The following is a 23,181-nucleotide window of genomic DNA, read 5'->3' on the forward strand; positions in this document are numbered from 1 at the left end:
CTTTGTCGGGTAGCTCATGGCGCGCGCTTTTCTCTTCGTTCTTGATTCCTTCGGCGTCGGCGGTGGCCCGGACGCAGCATCCTACGGCGACCAGGGCGCCGATACGCTTGGCCATATTGCCGAGTTTTGCGCCGCAGGAGCGGCAGACCGTGCAGGCCTTCGCGCGGGTCCGCTGATGCTCCCTAACATGTCGGCGCTGGGGCTGATGCAGATCGCCAAGAGTGCGGCTGGTGCCTACCCCGCCGGAATGACGATGCCGGAGCGCATTTATGGTCTCTATGGATGCGCCAATGAAGTGTCGCGCGGCAAGGACACACCCTCCGGTCATTGGGAAATCGCCGGTACGCCCGTAACCTTCGACTGGGGCTATTTTCCAGCGGAGGGCGACGCCTTCCCCCCGGAATTCGTGGCGAGCTTCTGCCGTGCTGCCGAAATCCCCGGCATCCTCGGCAATTGCCACGCATCGGGAACCGACATCATTGCCCGCCATGGCGAAGAGCATATGCGGACCGGCAGGCCTATCTGCTACACGTCCTCGGATTCAGTATTCCAGATAGCCGCGCACGAGGTTAGTTTCGGGCTCGATCGCCTGCTGCATGTGTGCCGCATCGCCCGGGCGCTGCTCGATGAATTCAATATCGGGCGTGTCATTGCCAGACCGTTCGTCGGCAATACGGCTGCAAATTTCGAGCGCACCGGTAACCGTCGTGATTTTTCCGTCCTGCCGCCGGAGCCGACGCTGCTGGATCGGCTGGTCGCCGGGGGCCGAAAAGTCCATGCGATCGGCAAGATCGGCGATATCTTTGCCCATCAGGGTATCTCGACGGAGGTCAAGGCAAACGGCAACGACGCTTTGATGGACGCATCGCTGAAGGCCATGGAATATGCCGAGGACGGCGATCTTGTGTTCACCAATTTCGTCGATTTCGACATGGTCTATGGTCACCGTCGCGATGTAGCCGGGTATGCTGCCGCACTCGAGGCATTCGATGCGCGCCTTCCGGAGGTGCATCGCAAGCTCAAGGCGGGCGATCTGGTGATCCTGACCGCCGACCATGGCTGCGACCCCACCTGGCGCGGCACCGACCATACCCGCGAGCGCGTCCCGATCATCGCCTACGGACCCGGCCTCCGCTCGCGTGCCATCGGCATTCGTCAAAGCTTTGCCGATATCGGCGAGACCGTCGCTGCCCATCTCGGCATTGCCGCTGGACCCTACGGGAGGAGCTTTCTGTGACATCGCACCTGAAAAAGATCGAGCTTCATTGCCACCTCGAGGGTGCCGCCCCGCCGAGCCTGACGGCAGAGCAAGCGCTGAAATACGGTGTCGATACCAGCGGCTTCCTGCGCGATGGTACTTATCTCTGGAATGATTTCGCGGAATTTATCGTCGCCTACGACCAGGTCGCGTCAGTCTACCGCACAGAGGAAGACTATGCCCTCCTGACCGAGACCTATCTCGAGGAGTTGGCGGCTATCGGAACGATTTACAGCGAGTTGATCGTATCTCCGGACCACGGCGACCGCATAGGCCTTGGTGCCGATGCCTATATTGCCGGAGTATCGGCCGGCATTCACGCGGCAAAGGCGAGAACCGGGATCGAGGCCCGGCTGATTGTCACCGGGGAACGGCATTTCGGCCCTGAGCGCGTCATCAAGGCTGCTGAATATGCCGCCCGGAGCGACAATCCGCTGATTACCGGTTTCAACATGGCAGGTGAAGAGCGCATGGGGCGTGTTGCCGATTACGCCCGGGCGTTCGATATCGCGCGCGACGCGGGCCTTGGCCTGACGATCCATGCCGGCGAAGTCTGTGGGGCCTTCAGCGTGTCGGATGCCCTCGATCTCGTTCGCCCGAGCCGCATCGGCCACGGCGTTCGCGCGATCGAGGATAGCGAGCTTGTCAGGCGCCTCGCAGATCTCGGCACTGTCCTCGAAGTCTGCCCCGGCTCCAACATCGCTCTGAATGTCTTTCCCGACTTCAAATCGCATCCGCTACGCCGTCTGAAGGAAGCGGGGGTCCGCGTCACAATCAGCTCCGACGATCCACCGTTTTTCAAGACGTCGCTGGAACGCGAATATGCGCTGGCGAGTTTGGCATTCGGCTTCAGCGAGGCCGAGATCAACGCGATGACCCGCACCGGTCTGGAAGCAGCCTTTGTAGACGATGAGACACGTTCAAGGCTGCTAGCGATGATTTGACCGTCGGCGATCAGAGACTGGGGATGCTTGGAACCGAATCGCCACGTTCTCTTGCGGTGAGGGCAACTTCCGTGGAAGAACAGGCTTTATTCTGGAATCCAAGCGGAAGGCTGAAATCATGGACGGCGTTACGGTTATCAATCACCCGCTTGTGCAGCACAAACTCACCATCATGCGGCGCAAGGACACCTCGACCGGCAGCTTTCGACGCCTGCTGCGCGAGATTTCGACACTGCTCTGCTATGAAGTCACACGCGACCTCGAACTGACGATGGAAACCATCGAGACGCCATTGCAGGAGATGGAATCGCCGATCCTCGAAGGCAAGAAGCTCGTCTTCGCGTCGATCCTGCGTGCCGGCAATGGCTTGCTCGAGGGTATGCTCGACCTCGTGCCTTCAGCACGTGTCTCACATATCGGCGTCTATCGTGACCATGAGACGCTGCAGCCGGTGGAGTATTACTTCAAGGCGCCGGAAGATATTGCCGAACGACTGATCATTGTTGTCGATCCGATGCTGGCGACCGGTAATTCATCGATTGCAGCTATCGACAAGCTGAAGGAACGCGGCGCTCACAACATCCGTTTCCTCTGCCTGCTGGCCGCACCGGAAGGTCTGAAGAATTTCACCGACGCCCATCCCGATGTGCCTGTCTACACTGCGTCGATCGACAGTCACCTTAACGAAAAGGGCTATATCGTCCCTGGCCTCGGCGACGCCGGCGACAGGATGTATGGGACCAAATAGGCTTCATACTTCCTTAACCTATGCCTGTAGTTGTGCATTTCGTTTCTCAAATCTGCTCGATTCTGCCGCGCGGCATTAGTAACTTGGCAGTAATCTTAAGATATGGGTTGCAACACATCACGCCTCGCATGACGCCAGGTTTATACAGGAAGGATTCTTGTCGATGCTTGTACGGAGCCTCGTATTTGCTGGCGTTTTCGCGACGCTCGCCACCCAGGTGCCCTCGTTCTTCCAAACGAGTGGCGCGGCCCAAAATCCGGTACCATCCCTTCTCAGCATCTCCGCACCTTCACAACAGGCGCTGGCAGTCGATGCCCACGGCAATGTACAGCTCAGGGCAGATGCGCAAGGTCACTACAGCGGAAATTTCAAGATCAACGGCAAGTCCGTGCAGGGCCTGATCGACACGGGCGCTACCTATGTGGCCCTGAACGAGACGACGGCCCGCCATCTTGGCTATGCGATGACATCGCTCGATTTCCGCAATGCGGTCAACACCGCCAATGGCCAGACGAAGGCTGCCTATGTGCGCCTCGACCATATCGATATCGGTGGTATCCGTGTGCGCGACGTCGATGCGCTGGTCCTGAAGGATGAAGCATTGAGTTCAACCTTGATCGGCGTCAGCTTTCTGAAGAAGCTGGCTTCCTACAGCGTCGAGGATGGCGCGCTCCGTCTGGAACAATAAGCCTCGTCATCCTGAAATGCGCGCGACGATGAGCGGTTCCTGATCGGGCCGCTCCTCGGTGATTGTGTATGTCGCCGAAACAATGGAAGCCGCCCTTTCGGCGGCGGACATCTCTGCTGCGTGGACGGTGGCGATGCGGTCACCCTTCCGGACGAATGACCCTAGCGGCAGAAAATCGCTGAAACCGACGCGATGATCGATTTTATCCTCCGGCCGAAGACGACCGGCGCCGAGCGCGATGACCTCCATACCGATGGCGCGTGCGTCGCAGCCCGCAAGCCAGCCATCGGAAGTGGAAAGAACGGCTTTCTGGACAGGCGAGCCAATGAGATAGGCGTCTGGCCGCTCCATGAGATCGGCCGGTCCGCCGAGACCCGCAACCATGCGTGAAAATGCTTCTGCGGCTGCACCAGATGCCAGCGCTTGACGCGCCAGCTCCTCGCCGAGCTCGAGGCTGGCCGCCATTTTCGCACCGAGCAGCATCTCGGCGGCGAAAGCCAGTACCAGTGTTTCAAGTCTGGTCCCTGGTTTATCGCCTTTCAGGCATTCGATCGCATTGCGCAGTTCCAACACGTTTCCAGCAGCGTCGGCCAAGGGTTCGTTCATGTCGGTGATCAATGCCGATGTCCGCAAGCCGGCGCCGTTGGCGACTTCTACAAGCGAGCGAGCCAGCACTTCCGCCTCTTCCCGGGATGTCATGAAGGCGCCATTGCCGATCTTCACGTCGAGGACCAGTGTCTGAAGTCCGGCCGCAAGCTTCTTCGACAGGATCGAGGCCGTGATGAGCGGTACCGAATCGACGGTGGCAGTCACATCCCTGATTGCATAGAGGCGCCGGTCGGCCGGAGCGAGCGAAGCGGTCTGGCCGATGATCGCGCAGCCTGCGTCGTCGACCACCTTGCGAAAACGCGCCGCATCCGGCGTGATGTCGTATCCGGGGATCGATTCCAGCTTATCCAGCGTGCCGCCAGTGTGGCCGAGGCCACGACCGGAAATCATCGGCACGGCCAAGCCGCAGGCAGCGGCAACCGGCGCCAGCACCAGCGAGACGTTGTCACCGATGCCGCCGGTCGAATGTTTGTCGGCTACCGGCTTATCGAGGCCCTTCCAGCTCAGGCTATCGCCTGAGTGGGCCATCGCCAGCGTCAGTGCCACCGTCTCGTCCCGCGACATGCCCTTGAACCACACCGCCATCGCGAAAGCGCCGATCTGGCCTTCCGAAAGTTCGCCACGGACAAGTGCACCAATAAAGCTGTCGATATCGGCGGCGCGCAGGGCTTCGCCGTCACGTTTCCGCCGGATGAACTCCTGCGGCATCATCTGCTAATAGCCGGCAGCGAGCGTGATCGGCGGACCGCCACTAAGGACCGACAGAATATCATCCAGCAGACCGGATGCACCGAAGCGGAACGTCGACGGCATGGCCCAGTCCGGTGCCATGATGGTCTCGGCAAGACGGAGGTAAAGGGCTGCCTCGGCAACCGAGCCGATGCCGCCGGCGGGCTTGAAACCGACCTTACGGCCGCTGTCACGGATGGTTCGCAGCATGACATCCGCCGTCTCCAGCGTCGCATTGACGGCGACCTTGCCGGTCGATGTCTTGATGAAGTCGGCGCCGGCAGCGATCGCCAGCTCGCCGGCGCGCCGTATCAGGCCCGTGTCCTTCAGTTCGCCAGTTTCGAGGATAACCTTGAGGAGAATGGGGCTCGCACATTCGGCACGGATTGCCGCGACCATTGCGGTCACCGCCTGCTCGTCGCCAGCAATCAGCTTGCGATAGGGAATGACGAGGTCGATCTCGTCTGCGCCATCGGCGATGGCCTCCCGCGTCTCGGCGGCCACGTCGGCAACCTCCATGTCGCCTGCCGGAAAATTAACGACGGTGGCGATTTTCACGGCATGGTTGGTGCCAAGAATACTGCGCGCGCGGGTGACGAAACGGGGCCAGATGCAGATTGCAGCACTATGACCAAAGGGCGTCTGGGCGCGCGCGCAAAGCGTGACGATCTGCGTATCGGTGCAATCGTCTTTCAGGTTGGTCAGATCGAGCAGGGAAAGTGCGAAAGCGGCCGTTTCCCGATGCGTGTGGTCCGTCATATCTCATCTCCTCCGCCGGCGATCATCTGCTTCAGGATCGCCGCGAGACGGGCGCCGCCGATCGGCGCCATATCCTTCGTCTCTTCATGACTGAGTTCGCCTCCGGTCATGCCGGCCCCATAATTGGTGATGACGGATGCCGCCGCAACCCGCAGACCGAAGAAACGCGCAAGAATGACTTCCGGCACCGTCGACATTCCGACTGCATCGGCGCCCAAAACCCTAGCCATGCGGATCTCTGCAGGTGTTTCGAAGCTCGGCCCGGAGAACCACATGTAGACGCCCTGCCCCAACGGGATACGGCATTTTTTGGCTGCGCTGTGCATGCGCAACGCCAGTTCGGCGTCATAAGCGCTGGTCATGCCGACGAATCGCTTGTCGCTGTCGACACCGATGAGCGGGTTCATGCCGGAATAATTGATGTGGTCGGTGATCTGCATAACCGCGCCCGGCGGAAGATCCTGCCGCAGCGAGCCGGCAGAATTTGTGAGGATCAACTCCTCGACGCCGAGACCTGCAAGGACCTCGATGGGCACGCGCATGGCGTTTGCGTCGCCCTTTTCGTAGTAGTGGACACGCCCGGAAAGCATGATCACAGGCTCGCCGCCAAGCGAGCCCGCAACGACTTCCCCGGCATGGCCTGAGACACCGCTAACCGGGAAACCCGGCAGATCGCCATAAGCAATCCGCACGACATCATCCAGCTCCTCCACGAGGGCTCCGAGGCCGGAACCAAGGATGATACCGGTACGCGGTGTCTGGCCACCCAGCCGGTCGCGCAAGAGACTGATAAGGGCGCCGGTCATCCGAGGATATCGGTCTCGAAGCTGAAGGGTAGGAGCTCCTCCATCGTCATGGTCTTCTGGACGCCGGCCTCGTCGCAGAGGTAGATTTTCGTCCCCTTGCCGGCAAACTCGGCAATCTTCTGGCGGCAACCGCCGCAGGGCGGGCAGAGCGCCAGTTTCTCGGCGATCACCGCCATCTCGACGATCTTTCTGCCTCCGCCCATGATCATCATGCTGATGGCAGTCGGCTCGGCGCACCAGCCTTGCGGAAAGGAGATGTTCTCGATATTGGCGCCGGCATAGACCTTGCCGTCATCTGCGAGGATGGCAGCGCCGACAGGGAACTTCGAATAGGGCACATGAGCGTGGGTCATTGCCGCGCGGGCGGCTTCGAACAGATCGTGCGACATGTCTATCGCTCCTTGGTATAGGGCACGCCGCCAGCCTTCGGCGGACGCGCGACGCCAATGAAGCCGGCAAGCAGGATGCAGGTGAGGATGTAGGGCAAGGCCTGGAAAATCTGTACCGGCACCTGGCCGATCAGCGGCACGGACTTGCCCTGCATGAAGTTGGCGAAAGCATCGAGGAAGCCGAACAGCAGGCAGGCAAACATGACAGGCACAGGCTTCCACTTGGCGAAGATCAGCGCTGCCAAGGCGATGTAACCCTTGCCGGCCGACATGTCCTTGATGAAGGCCGCTGACTGGGCAATCGACAGATAGGTGCCGGAGAAGCCGCAGAGAATACCGGCGCAGATGACAGCGCGGTAGCGCAGCCAGCTCACCGAAATACCGGCCGTATCGACGGCGCCGGGATTTTCACCGACGGCGCGCAGCCGCAATCCGAACCGAGTGCGATAGAGGATCCACCAGGAGACCGGCACGGCGACGAAGGCGAGGTAGGTCAGGCTGTTGTTGCCGGACAGGACATCGGCATAGAGAGGGCCGATAACCGGTACGCTGCGGATCTGATCGGCACCGGGCAGGATGATCGGCGAGAAACGGCCGTCGCCGGAAACCTGGGGCGTGCGGCCGCCCTGGCCGAACCATGCCTGGCCTAGGACGATAGTGATACCTGCGACAAAGAAGTTGAGGGCGACGCCCGACACGATCTGATTGCCCCGGTTGGTGATCGAGGCAAAGCCGTGCACGAGACTAAGCGCGACCGAGGCGGTGATGCCGCCGGCCAGGCCGGCCCAGGCCGAGCCGGTAAGATAGGCAATACAGGCGGCCGCAAAGGCAGAGGCCAGCATCTTTCCCTCAAGCCCGATATCGAACACGCCGGCCCGTTCGGAGAAAAGACCTGCCAGTGCCGTGAAGATCAGGGGAACCGAGAGACGGACGGTGGACCCGATGATGCTGATGAGGACGTCGTAATAATCCATGATGCTATCCTCCCGTCCTGGCGATTTTTTGATAGATGCGCACCAGTGCCGGGCGGAACATATATTCCAGAGCACCGGCAAACAGGATGACAAGACCCTGGATTACCAGGATCATTTCGCGTGTGATGTTCGGCATGTCGAAAGAAAGCGCATCCCCACCCTGGTAGAGGATGCCGAACAGCAGGGCTGCCAGGATGATGCCGACGGGATGATTGCGCCCCATCAGCGACACGGCAATACCGACGAAGCCGGCGCCACCGACGAACTCGACCTGCAGGCGTGCGGAAGCTCCCATCACCGGATTGAGCGCCATCATGCCGGCGAGACCGCCCGAGATCAGCATGGCGATGATGACCGTACGGGCATAGGGAATGCCGGCGTAGATGGCAGCCGACGGGCTGATGCCGAGGGTCCGCATCTCGTAGCCAAGCTTTGTGCGCCAGATCAGCAGCCAGACGAGAACGCACATCACCAGTGCGATCAGGAAGGAGACATTGAAGGGTGCCGCGCCGATGGTCGAGCCGAACATCTCGATCAGCCATCCGAGCTTCGGTAACTGTCCCCCTTCGAGGAAGGTGCGCGTTTCCGGCGCCATCTTTCCGGGCACGATAAGAATATGCGCGAGCAGATAGACCATAAGCGCCGAACAAATGTAGTTGAACATGATGGTCGTGATGACGATGTGGCTGCCACGCTTGGCCTGCAGCCAGGCAGGAATGAGGGCCCAGGCTGCGCCGAAAATTGCAGCACCCACCACCGCGAACGGCATGGTTACGTACCACGGCACATAGCGGTCGAGCGCCAATGCCACCAGCGCACAGCCAAGGCCGCCGAAATAGGCCTGACCCTCGGAGCCGATATTGAACAAGCCAGTGTGCACAGCAACGGCGACGGACAGCCCTGTGAAAATGAAGCTGGTCGCATAGAAAAGCGTGAAGCCGATGCCCTCGCCGTTTCCAAGCGCACCTTGGAGCAGCAGCACAAGGGCTTGTACAGGGTCTTCGCCGATGATCCAAACCACAATCCCGGAAATCAGGAAAGCAAGCAACAGGTTCATGACTGGAATCAACCCGTAGGTGATCCAACTGGGGAGGCGGACGGATGCAGTACTCATTCAGGCCTCACGCGGCAATACCGGCCATCATCAGGCCGAGGGTCTGTTCACCGGCATCAGCCGTCTTCTCGCCGACCACATGGCCGGCGAACATCACCAGGATACGATCCGACAGTGCGCGGACTTCATCCAGTTCGACCGAGACCAGCAAGACGCCCTTGCCCGCATCGCGCATCTCGATGATGCGGCGATGGATGAACTCGATGGCGCCGATATCGACGCCACGTGTCGGTTGGCCGATCAGGAGCATCTTCGGATCACGCTCGATCTCGCGGGCGACCACGATCTTCTGCTGGTTGCCGCCGGAGAAATTGGCGGTGCGCAGCCGGGGATTTGGCGGTCGGATGTCGTATTTCTCGATCTTCAGCGCCGCGTCCTTGCGGATCGCCTCGAGGTTCATGAAGGGACCGGTGCTGTAGGCCGGGTCCCGATGATACCCCAGGATGGAATTCTGGTACTCCTCGAACGGCAGCACCAGGCCCATGTGATGGCGGTCTTCCGGAATATGCGCCAGTCCCAATGCCCTAAGATGGGCCGGATCGACCTTGTCGATGGTCTTGCCATGCAGCAGGATTTCGCCCGAAGTCGGCTTGCGGATCCCCGCCAGCGCCTCCAGCAACTCCGACTGGCCGTTGCCGGCAACGCCAGCGATACCGACGATCTCACCGGCACGGACATCGAATGAAACATTGTCGACCATCGTGACGCCACGACCGTCCTTGACGGTGAGATTGCGCACCGACATGACGATCTCGCCCGGGTTGGCGGCGCCTTTCTCGACCCGCAGGAGGACACGGCGGCCGACCATCAGTTCAGCCAGCTCCTCGACGGTGGTGTCGGCAGTCGTGCGCGTCGCAACCATCTCGCCGCGACGCATGACCGACACCGTATCAGTGATCGCCATGATTTCTCGCAGCTTATGGGTGATCAGGAGCACCGTCTTGCCCTGGTCGCGCAGGACGCGGAGAATTCTAAACAGGTGGTCAGCCTCTGCCGGCGTCAGAACACCGGTCGGCTCGTCGAGAATGAGGATCTCGGCACCGCGATACATGGCCTTGAGGATCTCGACGCGCTGCTGCAGCCCGACGGGGAGCTCCTCGATCAGCGCATCCGGATCGACATCAAGGCCATAGTCCGTCTCCAGCCGCTTCAATTCGGCGCGCGACGCTGCCACGCCCTTGGCAAGCAAGGCGCCGCCCTCGGCGCCGAGCATGACGTTCTCGAGGACCGTAAAATTTTCGACCAGCATGAAATGCTGATGCACCATTCCGATGCCGACATCGATGGCGGCTTGGCTGTCGCGGATGGTGACCGATTTGCCGTTGACACGGATCTCGCCGCTATCGGCTTGATAGAATCCGTATAGGATCGACATGAGCGTCGATTTCCCTGCCCCGTTTTCGCCGATGATCCCGTGGATGGTGCCCTTGGCGACGGTCAGGTCTATGTTTTTATTGGCGTGTACGGCACCGAACTTCTTGTCGATACCCACAAGCTCGATGGCAGGCGGTTGGCTCACTATACTGCTCCAGAAACGGCACGTCCGGATATGAAAAGGGCGTATGGCGGCTCGCCATACGCCCTTCCGTCAACTCATTTCGGGCAGGTGTTGTCGGCCGTGTAGTCGTGAACGGTGACCTTGCCGGATACGACATCGGCCTTGGCCTTGTCGACGGCAGCCAGCATTTCAGCGGTTACCAGCGGCTTGTTGTTGTCATCCATGGCAACGGCGACGCCGTCTTCCTTCAGGCCAAGATGCTGGGCACCGGGCGTGAACTTGCCGTTCTTGGAGTCCATGAAGGCGTCGTAGACTGCGAGGTCGACGCGCTTGACGACCGATGTCAGAACCGAACCGGGATGCAGGTAGTTCTGGTTCGAGTCGACGCCGATCGAAAGCTTCTTGTTGTCGGCAGCCGTCTGCAGGACGCCGAGACCGGTGGCACCGGCAGCCGCGTAGACAACGTCCGCACCCTGGTCGATCTGGTTCTTGGTCAGTTCGCCGCCGCGCACCGGATCGTTCCAGGCTGCGCCTGTCGTGCCGGTCATGTTCTGCAACACTTCGATCTTCGGATTGGTCGCACGCGCGCCCTGCTCGTAGCCACATTCGAACTTGCGAATCAGCGGAATATCCATGCCGCCGATGAAGCCGATCTTGCCTGTCTTCGAAGACATGGCAGCCATGACGCCGGCAAGGTACGAGCCTTCATTTTCCTTGTACATAACTGAACGGACGTTCGGCAGGTCGACCTGGTCGTCGATCAGGACGAACTGGGTCTTTGGAAATTCTGCGCCGACCTTCTGCAGTGCCGATGACCAGGCAAAGGAAACTGCGATAACCGGATTGAAGCCCTTGCTGGCAAAGTTGCGCAATGCCTGTTCACCCTGCGTATCGCCGCTTGGCTCGAAGTCACGGTAAGCGATGCCGGTTTCCTTCTTGAACTTCTCGGCGCCATTGTAGGCCGCTTCATTGAAGGATTTATCGAACTTGCCGCCTGTGCCATAAACGATTGCCGGCTTGATATCGGCAGCGAGAGCCGACGCCGACATCGCGGCCAAGGCAAAAAGGGTCAAAACAGATTTTTTCATTAGCGCAGCCCTGTTGTTGCTATGATGGGGTCCTCCCGCAAGCCCGTTTTCCGGGACATGTCTGCGGAACCGCCGACCTCCCCCGAGGCCTGGCTTGGGCGCATCCTTGCATGCTGACATCTAAAATTCATCAGAAATTTTTCAGTTGGTAAAGATTTGTGAGAACTGCCGAAAAGGCAGCTTGGCTGGCTGATTTTTGACCGCAGAGGACGCTAATATGCGGCTTTTCTAGTCATCGGGATGCTATTCCACGCCAAACGCGCTGGACCATAGCCTTCGATATGCCATCCATGAAACGAGGATTTTGGCCTTATCGGGCTTACTCTGGACGGTTTAAGCCAAATACCGGCCCGTGGCCGGGACCCGCCTGTAGCCCACCATCCACAGCAGCAACGATGCCGCCAGGAGCACGGCGAAGGCCGGCTGCGACAAAGACCACTCTACGGCTGGCAGATAGAATTTTCTACCGCCGTCCCCGGCTGGCATTGCCGATTGCAGATGCTCGAAGGTGGAAGGGCTGAAGCTCTTCCAGAGATCGGCGAAGGATGTGATGACTACGGACGAAGAGGCGACCGAGCGGATGGAATCGATCGTTCCCGCGATCGTTGCCATGACCAGGCAGACGAGGCTTCCCAAGCGCAACAGAAAAAGCATTCCATTCCTCCAATGGCCCGGATCCAGCGGTCAATGGCCTACTGCCTCCGACTTGGCCACCCCCTGCCATGGATATGTCAGAGCCGCTATCTGCGCAATGAGCATTGGAGGACGGTTTGTGCAGAGAAGTCGAAAATACTCTTGCTTATGGGGTTGATCCCCGCGCGTTCCTCGGTATATATCGCGCCGTTCCCACGATTGCTCCTTTACCGGATGCGAAGTGCAGATGGACAGGTGGCCGAGTGGTTTAAGGCGCACGCCTGGAACGCGTGTGTGCGTGAAAGCGTACCGTGGGTTCGAATCCCACCTTGTCCGCCATCCCTTCGATTGATGGCATTGTCGATACCCCGGTGAGGTGCGAGCTGCCGGGGGCGACATCGGAGACTAACATGGCCGCGCGCGACCGCTTTTCAAAAAAGCTCATCTGTCCTCAATGCGGACATTCCGGTTTTGCCGAAGCATCCGAGGACGACGACCGCAACCGGAAAAACCCTGGTTTTGCGATCGATGTGATGCCGCGTGGCTTCTACGAGCAACGTGCCTCGAAATTTCAGGAAAGCTCGATCATCCGCTGCCATTGTGGCCGCAAATTCCCTTTCCGCGCCATCACGGAGCCAGCGCACAATTGATGGAAGCCTAGCGTCGTTCACACACTCCGTAGGGGCACGCGGTCTATCCCAGCAGAACAAATGTCGGACTGTTGTCTTTCAATTGTACCCCTGTCGCCTGCACGCGGAACGCTTCCTCGATCAACCAGACCAGCTTGTGGGCCGCTTCCCCGAAAGACAGACCGCCGGGCCGGATGTTAGAGACGCAGTTTCGGTCGGCATCGTTCTTTCCGACGCGCGGATCGAAGGTCAGATAGGCGCCGATGCTGTCGGGAGACGACAAGCCAGGCCGCTCGCCGATCAGCATCAGCACGCAGCGGACACCGAGCGCCACCCCGACCTCGTCGGCAAGAGCAACGCGGGCATTGCGCGCGATGGTAACCGGCGAAACCGCCAGATGTTTAACGCGCAATATCGGCGTCAATGCCCTCAGCAAAGGTTCAACATTGCGGTGGATTGCAGTGGCCGACAAACCATCGCCGATGACAATGCCGATATCCGCTCCTTCTTGCCGATCGGCGAAAAGCCTGGCCCGACTTTCGTCTGCAAGCCGTCGTCCGAGGTCCGGCCGCCGCAGATAACTTTCGCGGCTGGGTGCTGCGCTTTCCACGAGCAACGGCTCGAGCCCCATCGACTTGACAATCGCCGCTATGGCAGCGGCGTCGAATGCCAGATGCACCGCGTCCTTTGCCTGTGCATGGGCCAGGCCGAAATTCAGGACTTCCGATGTCGGCAACGACGCGCCGGCGCGGCCGAGCGCTATGCGGGCGGTGGTGTGGCTCTTCAACCCGGTCCAACCATCGGTGTTTGCAAGCGAGGCGCGACGTCCGGCCGGGATGTCACCGTTGCTCATGCTGCCGCTCCCATCATCGTATCTTCGGCAAGCGACATCAACGCGTTATTCGAAGCGCTTTGCGGCAGAAGCCGGCCATCGGCATCGCTGATACCGCTGCTTTGCAGCCATGACTCGAATTCAGGAGCCCGTTTAAGGCCCAGAAGTTCGCGTACATAAAGCTGATCGTGAAACGACGTCGACTGATAGTTCAACATGATATCGTCGGCACCGGGAACACCGATGACGAAATTTACGCCGGCCGTCGCCAGCAGGGTCAGCAGCGTGTCCATGTCGTCCTGATCGGCATCGGCATGGTTGGTGTAGCAGATGTCGGCACCGATCGGCAGGCCCATCAACTTGCCGCAGAAATGGTCTTCCAGCCCGGCGCGAATGATCTGCTTCCCGTTGTAGAGATATTCAGGGCCGATAAAACCGACCACCGTGTTGACCAAAAGTGGCTCGAACTGCCGGCAGACGGCATAGGCGCGGGCCTCCATCGTCTGCTGGTCGACGCCGAAATGGGCATCTGCAGACAAAGCCGACCCCTGGCCGGTCTCGAAGTACATGCAATTGTTGCCGACAGTGCCTCGGTTCAGGGATCGCCCGGCATCCAGCCCCTCCTGCAGAACTTTCAAATCTATGCCGAACGAGCTGTTGGCCTTCTGGCTACCGGCCACCGACTGGAAGATTAGGTCGACCGGCGCGCCGGCATTGATCATCTCTATCGAAGAGGTCACATGCGTCAGGACGCAGGTCTGCGTCGGGATCAAGAAGCGCTCGATCAATTCGGCGAGCATCCGCAGGATGCCGGAGAGGACTGCGGGATTGTCGCTGGCGGGATTGATGCCGATCACGGCATCCCCACAGCCGTAAAGGAGCCCGTCGATGGTCGAGGCGAGGATTCCTTTGAGGTCGTCCGTTGGATGATTGGGCTGAAGGCGCACTGCCATCCTGCCGGGAAGTCCCAGCGTGTTGCGGAAAGCCGTCGGCGTGTTGCATTTCTTTGCGGCGAGGATCAGATCCTGATTGCGCATCAGCTTCGAGACTGCCGCTGCCATCTCCGGCGTCACGGCAGGCGCGATGGCCTTCAAGGCTGCCGGGGTCGCCTGTTCGGACAGGAGCCAGTTTCTGAAATCGCCCACCGTCAGGCTGGCGATCGGTCGAAAGGCATCAGCATCGTGGCTGTCGATAATCAGCCGCGTGATCTCGTCATTCTCATAAGCAATGACGGCCTCGTTCAGGAAGGTGGAGAGCGGCAGGTCGGCGAGGCACATCTTGGCCGCGAAGCGCTGGACATCCGACTGCGCCGCTATCCCCGCAAGAGCATCACCAGACCGGGCCGGCGACGCCACGGCCAAAACATCTTTCAGATCGTCGAACCGAAAGCGCTGGCCGCCGGCCGTCATCGTATAAGCCATAAGTTCGCGCCCCGGACTTCTATCAAGATTTGAGCCGACAGTAGCGTCCACCCTAGGCCAAGGGAAAGACTGCCATATGCGGGGCTGATATGCATAAAATGTAGAGCCGCTGTATCTGGACCTTAATATGCCTATTTAGAGGGCATCAGATCTAAAATAATTCAGAAATGCGTCACCCGCATCCTGCCGGTCAGCCATTCATTTGCGGCCGGTCAGTCGCAGCCTTCTTGCCAGCCTGGCAAAGTCGCTTTGCAGAACGGGCGGCACGACGTCGGTCGGCTTCGGGGCCTTGCCGATGATCTGCCGGCGCCCCTTAGCGGAAAAGGGCTGGGCGAGTTGCGCACGAAACCCCTTGGCGACCTTGCCGCTGATTCCGATGTTCACAGAGGACGGGCGGGGCGGGTTATAGTAGGTGCCGAAGATCTGGTCCCAGAGAACAAGGTTTTCACCATAATTCGTGTTGCCTTCGGCGAGCAGCCTGGAATGGTGCCAGCGATGCAGGCGCGGCGTGCTGAGTATCCAGTCGAGCGGACCGGTCCTGACATCGATGTTGCAGTGGGTCAGCAGCCCGACAAAGGCGGTGACCGCACCGATCCACAGGAAGACAGGCAGTGGCGCGCCGAGCAGGTAGAGCGGGATCTGGCTGAGCGCGATCTTCAGCAGCGAATCGATGAAATGAAAGCGGCCGGTATTGATCACCCAGAGGCGCTCAACGCTGTGGTGCAGTGCGTGGAAACGCCAGAGCGACAGGTTTTCGTGGGCAACCCGGTGGGCGATGTAGAGGCCGAATTCGGCAACAATCAGCCCGAGAATGACCTGCAGAAACAATGGTGCATTATGGGGCCAGAGAAACGTCGGCGGACTGAACAAAGGCTGGGCGACGGTGGCGACGGCCATTGGAAAGGAGGTGCCGATGGCTGCGACGATCTGGACACCACCCTTGTTGAGCAGCGTATGGGCGAAATCGTTGAAAGTCTCGCCGTCCCGGCGCAGCCAGGTCTGCTCGTAGGGCATCAAGCGTTCGGAAAGACTGATGAGAATGACGACCGTCAGATAAACGACGTTGAACCATAACAGCGGAACCGAGGTCTTGAAGGCGAAATAGGAGCCGATCAGACCGCCGATGAAAAAGGACGGCCACAGCAGGCTGGAGATCGTCGTATAGATCAAGCCATGCGCTTTTCGGTCCATCTCGGTCGCGGCAGTCTCGGGCGCAAATGTCATCTTTTCATCGTCCTCGGTCCTGCATCGCTTGCGATCAATTCCTATACCGAAGAAATCCCATTTTCAAAGGCCGCACCCTCACGCCAAGCCGATCTAACACATTTTTGATCGACGCCCGATGTGCGAAAGCCACGACTCTCCCGGCGAGGTAGCACCTTGGTTTTCTGACCGGCACCAGAGGCTGCCAATCATCTACCGAGTTCGCGCGGGGCAATCTTCGAGCGGGCCGTGAAGATCAGCACCAGAAGCGTCATCGCGTATGGCAGGATCGAAAAGACCTCGTTTGGCAGGAAACCCATGCCGCTCTGGGCCCTGAGGCCAAGGCTATCGAAGAAGGCAAACAGGAATGCACCGAGAACGGCGCCAACCGGCGACCAGCGACCGATGATCACGACTGCCAGGGCGACATAGCCCCGGCCATTGGTGAGGCCATCGTTGAAAGAGCCGAGAAAGCCGATGGTGATCGCTGCGCCACCGAGCCCCATGAGGGCGGCACCGACGATGATGGCAACCATTCGCACGCGATCGGTATCGATGCCGCGAACAGCGGAAGCAGCCGCCCCGTCGCCGACAGCTCGAAGGACGAGGCCGACGCGCGTGAAATTCATCAGCCATATGGCAGCCATGAGAAGGACCAGTGCAGCGTAGGTTATGAGGTTCTGCTTGAACAGGATGGGGCCGATAAAGGGCAGGTCGCTGAGGAAAGGTATGGTGATATTAGGCGCCAGCGGCACGAACATCATGCTCTGGCCTGAAGGCTGCCAAAGCTGGAACAGAAATGAAGTGAGCCCAGAGCCTATCAGCGAAATCGCGATGCCAGTGATGATCTGGTTGGCCCCACCTTTGACCACTGACAAGGCGATCACCGACCCGTAGAGGGTGCCCGTAATAACGGCTCCGAGCAGCCCGCCCTGCCAGCCGGCGATACTGGCGCAGACCACCGCGCTGAAGGCGCCGGCAGTCATGATGCCATCGATGCCAAGATTGATCGTGCCGCTTCGTTCAGTAATCATCTCGCCGAGCGCCGCTAGGAAGATAGGCGTCGCCAGCCGAAGGGTGCCGCCAAGGACGATTTGCCAGAAGACCAGATCGGACCAGCTCATGGATTGGCTCCTGCGGCTTCGGACGCCGGTCTCTTTTCCATGGGCGGCGCCGCGCTCGCTGTACCGACATTTTTACCGACAGCGAGGGTCACGGCCAGCAGGACGAAACCTTGGGCGACGATAGCAATCGCCGCCGGCACCGACGTGCCAATCTGCATGCCCTGCGCGCCCGTCGACAAAGCGCCGAAGAGGATTGCCGCAATGACGATGCCGAGTGGGTTGAGGCCGCCAAGGACGGCCACGAGAATACCGGAAAATCCGAGCCCGCCATCGACGCTCGGATACAGTGTGTGGGCGACGCCCGCCACCTGGATCCAGCCGGCAAGCCCGGCGGCGGCGCCCGAAAACAGCATCGGCCTGACCACGGCCCTTGCCGGCGACAGGCCAAGGCGCGCGGCGAGGTGTGGTCGGCTGGCGAAGAGGGAATAGACAAGGCCGGAACGCGTTCGGGTCCAGAACCACAGGGCGACCGCCAGAACCAGGACAGCGAAAACGCCGAGGTGCAGCCGCGTGCCATCGACAAGAGTGCCGATCAGCGCAGTGTCCGGCAACGCATCGCTGCGCGGCGTCGCGGTCTGCATCGATGAACGCAACGGCCCTTTCAGCACCCAGACAAGCCCATAGCCGGCAATGTAATTTAACAGCAGTGTCGACAGGATTTCGTTGACGTGCATGTAGGCGCGCAGGAGAGCGGGCAATAGGGCAAAAAGCAAACCTCCAGCCATGCCGGACAGGCAGCCCAGGATCAAAAGCACGGGCGCACTTGCACCGGCATTGGCCTGGATGACCGCCGTGGAGAGTGCGGCACCTGCCACCAGTTGGCCCTGCGAGCCGATGGTGAACAAGCCGGATCGGAGCGCCGGCATGACGCCGAGGGCGACGATGGCAAGCGGCGTGGCCGTCACCAGCGTTTCGGCAAGGACATAGGGTTCGCCGAAAGCCCCACTGAAGAGGGCCGCGATCGCATCGAGCGGATTGGCACCGGCGAGCGTAATCAACAGCGCCAGGGCAACCGCGACCAGCACGATAGCAAGGATCGCCCGCATCTGAAGCGTTGCCGGTTTCAGCAGTTGCGAGATCATTGGTAAAGGCCCGGATCGGGTTCCCACCCGGTCAGCACGTGGCGCCCGATCTCGGCATATTTCCAGGATACCGGGTCGTGCAGGGACAGGATGCGGGCATTGCGCCAATGGCGATCGAAACCGTTTTTGCGGCCTGCCGCGCGCGTCCCCATCAGCGTGAAGATTTCTGATGTTGCCTCGAGTGCCGCCTTGTTGGCGGCGGCCTTTGCCGCATAGACCGGGATGGCAAGTTCCGCCCGGCTGACCTCCCCGCGCTCGAAGGCATCGAGCAGATCCGCCGACATCAGCATAAGTGCGTAGGCTGCAGAGAGGCCTGCAGTCAATTCGCCCATGATCTTGCGCGTGTGCGGATCGTCGGCAGCATTGTCGACGCCGGCCGATGGCCACGGGCGACTGCTTGAGGCCACAAAGCCCGCCGCCTCGCGCAAGGCGGCAATCCCAATTCCGATCATGATGGCTGCAAAGCCGACCTGATAGCGAAGCGATGCGTGGGACGGAGAAAACAGGCCGGGAATGGTAGCGTTCCAAAGAGGGTCAGTCTTGACGTTGTCGAAGGTGATCGTGCCCGAATCGGTGCCGCGCTGGCCGAGGGCATCCCAATCGCGGTGGATGGTAATGCCCGGAGCCGTTGGCGGGATCAGGTTGAGCTGCATGCCGGCCAGAGGATTGGCGGCAACGCCCGGAGCTGCCGCATTGTAGGCCCAGGTTGCGATGTAGTCGGCTCCAGCCGCGCCAGTCGTGTATATCTTGCGTCCGTGAACGATAAATCCGCCGTCGGTCGCTGGCGTTGCCGTCGTCGTCATGGGGTCGTCGACCTTGCGGCCGGCCTCCGCAACGGCAAGCCCGATAATGGCGTTATCCTCGACGATGGCGCGTGACAGGCGTGGCTTCAGATCCGCCGGGCAGTAGGTCAGGATTTCGCGGACGATCTCGTCATGCACCTTGTAGATTTGGGCGACTGCGGAATCGGCGATGGCGATACGCAACTGCGCCTCCATGGAGACGCGATGGGGCACGGCGCGTCCCCCGAAAGCGACGGGGACGGCGGATTTCAAAAATCCCGAACGTTTCAAGGCTGCGATGGATTTTGTCGGGTACCGGCCTACCCGGTCGGTTTCGGCGGCCAGGGGTGCGATCTCGTCGTCCAGCACCGCCTGCAGGGTAAGAAGGTCGGAGATGTATTCCACCGCGATGCCGTTTGGCGGAAAGGCGGCGCCGAGCAGCGGCGGGAGATTTGTGGGTGCTTTTTGCATACGGCGCCTTAGACCTCCACGGCCTGGAAGCCGACGGCATCCATCATCCTGTGAACCTCGTGAGCATGGCTTGGGCAACGGCAGCATACCATGCCGCCCTCGAGACCCAGGACCAGATCTGTGAACGTCTGCGTTTTCGTTTCGACCAGGCCGCGCTCGGTCAGCCCCAGATCTGGAACGCCGACAAGACCGATAAACGACATGATCAGGAACGGGGCCCGCATCGTGCAGCCGATGGTGCGCGTTGCCGCGTCGCAGGCGAGTGACTGGTCCCGCACCTTCTCCCAAGGCTGGTCGCTCATGCAACCGGCCACCGCCAGCGGCACGCTGGCCAGGACCTGGCCCTCGGCAACGGTCACGTAACCACCGCCGATCCGCTCGATGGCGCGGGTCGCAAGCTCCATCTCCTCGTCGGAGGTGCCGACAATCACCAGATTCTGGTTTTCGCAATTGGTAGTGGCGGCAATCGCGCCCCGCTTGAGGCCAAACCCCTTGACGAAACCGACGCCGACCGTCTCGGTGGCGTGGTGGCGGTCGACAATTGCGACTTTCAGGATATCCCGCTCGACATCGCACTGGACGATGCCGTCGATCACATCAAGCTCCGCGTGAAAGGCACGCTTGAAGTAGCCGTCGTACATTTCCATGGCCTGCACCCAGGCCTTGTCGCCCTTTGCTTCCGTCGCAAAGGATTGGGCATCGATATCCGGATGCAGATAGACGGTGTTGCGCGTGAAAGCCGGCACCGGGTCGGTATTTTCGAAAAGCGGCTGACCGTCGCGAGCCACGATCTTGCCGCCGACGATCACGAGATGAGGCCGTGCTTCGGCGAGATCGTCGACGAGTTGGATATCGGCGAGGCGACTGGGCGTGATCGACCCTAGCAGGTGATCGAGCCGGTAGTAGGAAGCGGCAGAAAGGGTGGCCATGCGCCAGGCCTTCAGCGGCTCGACGCCGCAGGCAATCGCCTGGCGAACGTGATGGTCGATATGTCCCTCACGATCGAGGTCCTCGACCAGCTTGTCGTCGGCGCAGAACGAAATGTGGAAGAGCCCGTCCTTCAGGGCCGGGATATCGGCGAAGACGTGAGGAACGTTGTCGTTCATGCTGCCGGCCATGACGGTCAGCATGGTGCCGAGGCGCAAGCGCTCGACGACATCCTTGGTCATATGGGCATTGTGGTCGTCGCTGACGCCGCCGGCGAGATAGCTCCATAGAGGCTCGTTTTCCAGCAGTGCCGTATGGCCGGTGATGCGCTTGCCGGCGGTAATCGCTGCAACGGCCTTCCGCGCGGAACTCTCATCGAGATTGAACGGATTGGATTCGCCGAGCGTTGCGGCATCCGGACGCTGGACGCGGGCGGCGATCTGCTCTGTCGTCAGATGAGCGCCGCCAAGCTCGAGATCGGGCGCCTGCGGCACCTTGTGGGAGACTTGGCGGAGGATCCGCAGCGGCGTGCTGGTCTCGCCCATGAAGTCGAGGCCTTCCTCGCCCAGCACATTGGCAATACAATTGGCATCGGCCAGAACCAGCGTCGTGCCACGCGGCACCGACAGGCGGGCCAGCTCGCCCGGCACCAGCTTGGTATACTCTATGTGCAGATGCGTATCGATAAAGGTCGGCGCGACGAAATAGCCTGATGCATCAACGATCTCGTCGGCATCGAAATAGCCGACCGGCGTCACAGCGGCGATGTGACGGCCGGAAATGACGACGTCGCGCTCCATGACTTCGCCAATATGCAGCGCCAGCACCTTGCCGCCGCGAATGATCATGTCCGGCCTTTCCTTGCCGGCGGCGACAAGGCGCATCCTCATCAGCTCGGCAACGGTCGGGGCAAGGCCAGCTCCGGTCGCCGGAAAATCGATCTTCACATCACTCATACGGCGGTCTCCAGAGTTTTATTGTCGATCATCGCCTGCCCGAGCGCAGTCATGTCCACCTGAGTGTCGAGATCGAATTCGGCGGTGATGCGGCCATTGGCAAGCACGATCATGCGATGGCCCATTTCCAGAAGCTCATCGAGATCGGCCGAAATCACGACGACAGCGGCACCTTCGGCTGCGGCCCTGACGATTGCCGTCCGGATCGACGCGGCGGCGGCAAGATCGAGCCCCTGCGTCGGGCCGTGGGCGATGATGATGCCCGGCTTGCACTCGAGTTCGCGTCCAACCAGCAATTTCTGCAGATTGCCGCCGGACAGCCCTCCCGATGCGAGATCCGGATTGGGCGGCTGGACGTTGAAATCGGCAATGATGGCCTCGCCAAGCGCGCGCTCGGCAGCGCGGTTGCGCATCGCAAAGCGGCGGAAGCCGGGCTGCCCGAGGCGGAACAGACTGGCATTTTCAGAATTCGCCAGATCGGGCGCAACGCCTTCCAGACGGTCTTCCTGGATGTAGGCAAGCCCAGATGCCGCAGCACGCGCGGCATCGCCGGTGGTGTCCCTGCCATCGAGGCGGATCGTCCCGGCATCGGGTTTTCGCAACCCGGCAAGGCATTGCGCCAATGCCGGCTGCATTGCCCCCGAGACGCCGGCAACCGCCAGGACTTCACCCTGGCGCACTGAAAAAGAGAGCTCGGTCAGGATGGGCTGGCTCTCTCCCCTGACGCCGAGACCCGAGACTTCAAGGCGCTTCCAGTCCGATGTCACAGGCTTGCGTGCCGGAGGACGACGATCCCGATCGCCTACCATCAGTCGGGCGATCGCATCGGAATTCAGCCCTGCGGTGATGCCGTCGAGAACGACCCTTCCGGCGCGCAGCACGGTGATATGATCGGCGCCTTCCATGACCTCCGAGATACGGTGGGTCACCAGGCCAATCGTCGTTCCACCTGAACAGAGACGACGGATGGTGGCAATGAGTTGCCTGACCTCCACGGGACCGAGAGAAGATGTCGGCTCGTCGAGCAACAGTATCTTTGCACCGCCGGCAACGGCAGAGACGATCTCTCCCATCTGCCGCTCGGCAAGGCTCAATGACTCGACCGGGACAGTGAGATTGAGCGAGACGCCCATTTCCTCGGCTGCGCGCCCAAGCGCGTAAGCGGCCGACTTTCGCTGCAGACGCCAGCCCTTTTCGGCCAGCAGATGGTTTTCAACGATCGTCAATGTCGGAATGAAAGACAGGTTCTGCGGCACGAACGCAATGCCCGCACCGACCGCCTCCCGCCGCGACCATGTGGCAACCGGCACACCATTGCTGATGATAGCTGCCTGGTCTGCCGGAAGGATGCCCGCGATGATCTTGGCAAGGGTAGATTTGCCTGCCCCGTTTTCGCCGACAATCGCCGAAACCTCGCCACGCCGGAGCGTGATCGAGGCCTGGTCGAGCGCCGTCAGCGCGCCGAAGCGCTTGGTGACGGCGTTGGCTATGATCGGGGCAGAGGTCAAACGCATCGG

Annotated in this window: 22 protein-coding genes and 1 tRNA gene; 6 read left to right on the top strand and 17 right to left on the bottom strand. The window is 60.7% G+C overall.

The features are described 5' to 3' along the window. Positions 1 to 16 precede the first annotated feature (16 nt). The 4 genes from J5278_RS00770 (at position 17) to J5278_RS00785 (ending at position 3,638) form a co-directional block, all read left to right on the top strand. Complete coding sequence (locus J5278_RS00770) at positions 17 to 1,237, top strand: phosphopentomutase (protein WP_209182292.1); 1,221 nt, start codon at positions 17 to 19, stop codon at positions 1,235 to 1,237. Then, positions 1,234 to 2,202 carry an adenosine deaminase gene (locus tag J5278_RS00775; RefSeq protein WP_209182290.1) on the top strand — a complete coding sequence of 323 codons (969 nt, stop codon included), beginning with the start codon at positions 1,234 to 1,236 and terminating at the stop codon, positions 2,200 to 2,202. Before J5278_RS00770 ends, J5278_RS00775 begins: the two co-directional genes overlap by 4 nt. A gap of 118 nt (positions 2,203 to 2,320) precedes the next feature. Beyond that, positions 2,321 to 2,950 carry a uracil phosphoribosyltransferase gene (gene upp / locus J5278_RS00780; RefSeq protein WP_111215855.1) on the top strand — a complete coding sequence of 210 codons (630 nt, stop codon included), beginning with the start codon at positions 2,321 to 2,323 and terminating at the stop codon, positions 2,948 to 2,950. Between the two features lie 163 nt (positions 2,951 to 3,113). Next, a complete protein-coding gene (locus J5278_RS00785) occupies positions 3,114 to 3,638 on the top strand; it encodes a TIGR02281 family clan AA aspartic protease (protein WP_209182444.1) in 525 nt (174 codons plus the stop codon). 6 nt (positions 3,639 to 3,644) lie between these two features. On the opposite strand, the gene deoA is transcribed toward J5278_RS00785, so the two are convergent. The 9 genes from deoA to J5278_RS00830 form a co-directional block, all read right to left on the bottom strand. Further along, on the bottom strand, positions 3,645 to 4,958 hold the full coding sequence (gene deoA, locus J5278_RS00790; RefSeq protein WP_209182284.1) for a thymidine phosphorylase: 1,314 nt from the start codon (positions 4,956 to 4,958) through the stop codon (positions 3,645 to 3,647). 3 nt (positions 4,959 to 4,961) lie between these two features. Then, positions 4,962 to 5,735: a deoxyribose-phosphate aldolase gene (deoC, locus tag J5278_RS00795; protein ID WP_209182282.1), complete on the bottom strand. Its 774-nt coding sequence runs from the start codon at positions 5,733 to 5,735 to the stop codon at positions 4,962 to 4,964. Then, positions 5,732 to 6,541: a purine-nucleoside phosphorylase gene (locus J5278_RS00800; RefSeq protein WP_209182280.1), complete on the bottom strand. Its 810-nt coding sequence runs from the start codon at positions 6,539 to 6,541 to the stop codon at positions 5,732 to 5,734. Before J5278_RS00800 ends, deoC begins: the two co-directional genes overlap by 4 nt. Beyond that, positions 6,538 to 6,930: a cytidine deaminase gene (locus tag J5278_RS00805; protein WP_111215847.1), complete on the bottom strand. Its 393-nt coding sequence runs from the start codon at positions 6,928 to 6,930 to the stop codon at positions 6,538 to 6,540. The genes J5278_RS00800 and J5278_RS00805 overlap by 4 nt, the downstream gene beginning before the upstream one ends. 2 nt (positions 6,931 to 6,932) lie before the next feature. Next, positions 6,933 to 7,904, bottom strand: a complete 972-nt coding sequence (locus J5278_RS00810; protein ID WP_111215846.1) for an ABC transporter permease — start codon at positions 7,902 to 7,904, stop codon at positions 6,933 to 6,935. Between the two features lie 4 nt (positions 7,905 to 7,908). Then, a complete protein-coding gene (locus J5278_RS00815; protein WP_209182278.1) occupies positions 7,909 to 9,018 on the bottom strand; it encodes an ABC transporter permease in 1,110 nt (369 codons plus the stop codon). 7 nt (positions 9,019 to 9,025) lie between these two features. Continuing rightward, positions 9,026 to 10,537 carry an ABC transporter ATP-binding protein gene (locus J5278_RS00820; RefSeq protein ID WP_142829975.1) on the bottom strand — a complete coding sequence of 504 codons (1,512 nt, stop codon included), beginning with the start codon at positions 10,535 to 10,537 and terminating at the stop codon, positions 9,026 to 9,028. Between the two features lie 74 nt (positions 10,538 to 10,611). Next, the gene (locus tag J5278_RS00825; RefSeq protein WP_142829973.1) at positions 10,612 to 11,604 is read right to left on the bottom strand and encodes a BMP family protein; all 993 of its coding nucleotides are present in this window, start codon (positions 11,602 to 11,604) and stop codon (positions 10,612 to 10,614) included. 333 nt (positions 11,605 to 11,937) lie between these two features. Next, positions 11,938 to 12,258, bottom strand: coding sequence for a hypothetical protein (locus J5278_RS00830; RefSeq protein ID WP_209182276.1), 321 nt, complete (start codon positions 12,256 to 12,258; stop codon positions 11,938 to 11,940). A gap of 228 nt (positions 12,259 to 12,486) precedes the next feature. Between J5278_RS00830 and J5278_RS00835 the strand changes: the two genes are divergently transcribed. Together J5278_RS00835 and J5278_RS00840 are read left to right on the top strand one after the other, a co-directional pair. Next, positions 12,487 to 12,576: transfer RNA gene (locus J5278_RS00835), tRNA-Ser, on the top strand. A gap of 71 nt (positions 12,577 to 12,647) precedes the next feature. Next, positions 12,648 to 12,887 carry a hypothetical protein gene (locus J5278_RS00840; RefSeq protein WP_111215837.1) on the top strand — a complete coding sequence of 80 codons (240 nt, stop codon included), beginning with the start codon at positions 12,648 to 12,650 and terminating at the stop codon, positions 12,885 to 12,887. Between the two features lie 43 nt (positions 12,888 to 12,930). Here the strand turns inward: J5278_RS00840 and eutC are convergent, their stop codons facing one another. The 8 genes from eutC to J5278_RS00880 form a co-directional block, all read right to left on the bottom strand. Beyond that, positions 12,931 to 13,719, bottom strand: a complete 789-nt coding sequence (eutC, locus tag J5278_RS00845; RefSeq protein ID WP_209182274.1) for an ethanolamine ammonia-lyase subunit EutC — start codon at positions 13,717 to 13,719, stop codon at positions 12,931 to 12,933. Continuing rightward, positions 13,716 to 15,119: an ethanolamine ammonia-lyase subunit EutB gene (locus J5278_RS00850; RefSeq protein WP_209182272.1), complete on the bottom strand. Its 1,404-nt coding sequence runs from the start codon at positions 15,117 to 15,119 to the stop codon at positions 13,716 to 13,718. Before J5278_RS00850 ends, eutC begins: the two co-directional genes overlap by 4 nt. 198 nt (positions 15,120 to 15,317) lie before the next feature. Beyond that, on the bottom strand, positions 15,318 to 16,310 hold the full coding sequence (locus J5278_RS00855) for a sterol desaturase family protein (RefSeq protein WP_209182443.1): 993 nt from the start codon (positions 16,308 to 16,310) through the stop codon (positions 15,318 to 15,320). A gap of 221 nt (positions 16,311 to 16,531) precedes the next feature. Continuing rightward, a complete protein-coding gene (locus tag J5278_RS00860; RefSeq protein ID WP_209182270.1) occupies positions 16,532 to 17,446 on the bottom strand; it encodes an ABC transporter permease in 915 nt (304 codons plus the stop codon). Further along, a complete protein-coding gene (locus J5278_RS00865; protein ID WP_209182268.1) occupies positions 17,443 to 18,528 on the bottom strand; it encodes an ABC transporter permease in 1,086 nt (361 codons plus the stop codon). The genes J5278_RS00860 and J5278_RS00865 overlap by 4 nt, the downstream gene beginning before the upstream one ends. Beyond that, a complete protein-coding gene (locus J5278_RS00870; protein ID WP_209182266.1) occupies positions 18,525 to 19,781 on the bottom strand; it encodes an acyl-CoA dehydrogenase family protein in 1,257 nt (418 codons plus the stop codon). Before J5278_RS00870 ends, J5278_RS00865 begins: the two co-directional genes overlap by 4 nt. A gap of 8 nt (positions 19,782 to 19,789) precedes the next feature. Beyond that, positions 19,790 to 21,664, bottom strand: coding sequence for an adenine deaminase (locus J5278_RS00875; RefSeq protein ID WP_209182265.1), 1,875 nt, complete (start codon positions 21,662 to 21,664; stop codon positions 19,790 to 19,792). Then, on the bottom strand, positions 21,661 to 23,172 hold the full coding sequence (locus J5278_RS00880; protein ID WP_209182263.1) for a sugar ABC transporter ATP-binding protein: 1,512 nt from the start codon (positions 23,170 to 23,172) through the stop codon (positions 21,661 to 21,663). Before J5278_RS00880 ends, J5278_RS00875 begins: the two co-directional genes overlap by 4 nt. Positions 23,173 to 23,181 lie beyond the last annotated feature (9 nt).

It is taken from the genome of Rhizobium sp. B21/90, from assembly GCF_019355815.1.
GTDB classification, from domain to species: Bacteria; Pseudomonadota; Alphaproteobacteria; order Rhizobiales; family Rhizobiaceae; genus Rhizobium; species Rhizobium rhododendri.

Excerpts from the sequence above, each read along its gene's own strand:
- J5278_RS00770 (WP_209182292.1), top strand. The coding sequence starts at position 17 with ATGGCGCGCGCTTTTCTCTTCGTTCTTGATTCCTTCGGCGTCGGCGGT.
- upp (WP_111215855.1), top strand. The coding sequence starts at position 2,321 with ATGGACGGCGTTACGGTTATCAATCACCCGCTTGTGCAGCACAAACTC.
- J5278_RS00785 (WP_209182444.1), top strand. The coding sequence starts at position 3,114 with ATGCTTGTACGGAGCCTCGTATTTGCTGGCGTTTTCGCGACGCTCGCC.
- deoA (WP_209182284.1), bottom strand. The coding sequence starts at position 4,958 with ATGATGCCGCAGGAGTTCATCCGGCGGAAACGTGACGGCGAAGCCCTG.
- deoC (WP_209182282.1), bottom strand. The coding sequence starts at position 5,735 with ATGACGGACCACACGCATCGGGAAACGGCCGCTTTCGCACTTTCCCTG.
- J5278_RS00800 (WP_209182280.1), bottom strand. The coding sequence starts at position 6,541 with ATGACCGGCGCCCTTATCAGTCTCTTGCGCGACCGGCTGGGTGGCCAG.
- J5278_RS00805 (WP_111215847.1), bottom strand. The coding sequence starts at position 6,930 with ATGTCGCACGATCTGTTCGAAGCCGCCCGCGCGGCAATGACCCACGCT.
- J5278_RS00810 (WP_111215846.1), bottom strand. The coding sequence starts at position 7,904 with ATGGATTATTACGACGTCCTCATCAGCATCATCGGGTCCACCGTCCGT.
- J5278_RS00815 (WP_209182278.1), bottom strand. The coding sequence starts at position 9,018 with ATGAGTACTGCATCCGTCCGCCTCCCCAGTTGGATCACCTACGGGTTG.
- J5278_RS00825 (WP_142829973.1), bottom strand. The coding sequence starts at position 11,604 with ATGAAAAAATCTGTTTTGACCCTTTTTGCCTTGGCCGCGATGTCGGCG.
- J5278_RS00830 (WP_209182276.1), bottom strand. The coding sequence starts at position 12,258 with ATGCTTTTTCTGTTGCGCTTGGGAAGCCTCGTCTGCCTGGTCATGGCA.
- J5278_RS00840 (WP_111215837.1), top strand. The coding sequence starts at position 12,648 with ATGGCCGCGCGCGACCGCTTTTCAAAAAAGCTCATCTGTCCTCAATGC.
- eutC (WP_209182274.1), bottom strand. The coding sequence starts at position 13,719 with ATGAGCAACGGTGACATCCCGGCCGGACGTCGCGCCTCGCTTGCAAAC.
- J5278_RS00850 (WP_209182272.1), bottom strand. The coding sequence starts at position 15,119 with ATGGCTTATACGATGACGGCCGGCGGCCAGCGCTTTCGGTTCGACGAT.
- J5278_RS00855 (WP_209182443.1), bottom strand. The coding sequence starts at position 16,310 with ATGGACCGAAAAGCGCATGGCTTGATCTATACGACGATCTCCAGCCTG.
- J5278_RS00860 (WP_209182270.1), bottom strand. The coding sequence starts at position 17,446 with ATGAGCTGGTCCGATCTGGTCTTCTGGCAAATCGTCCTTGGCGGCACC.
- J5278_RS00865 (WP_209182268.1), bottom strand. The coding sequence starts at position 18,528 with ATGATCTCGCAACTGCTGAAACCGGCAACGCTTCAGATGCGGGCGATC.
- J5278_RS00870 (WP_209182266.1), bottom strand. The coding sequence starts at position 19,781 with ATGCAAAAAGCACCCACAAATCTCCCGCCGCTGCTCGGCGCCGCCTTT.
- J5278_RS00875 (WP_209182265.1), bottom strand. The coding sequence starts at position 21,664 with ATGAGTGATGTGAAGATCGATTTTCCGGCGACCGGAGCTGGCCTTGCC.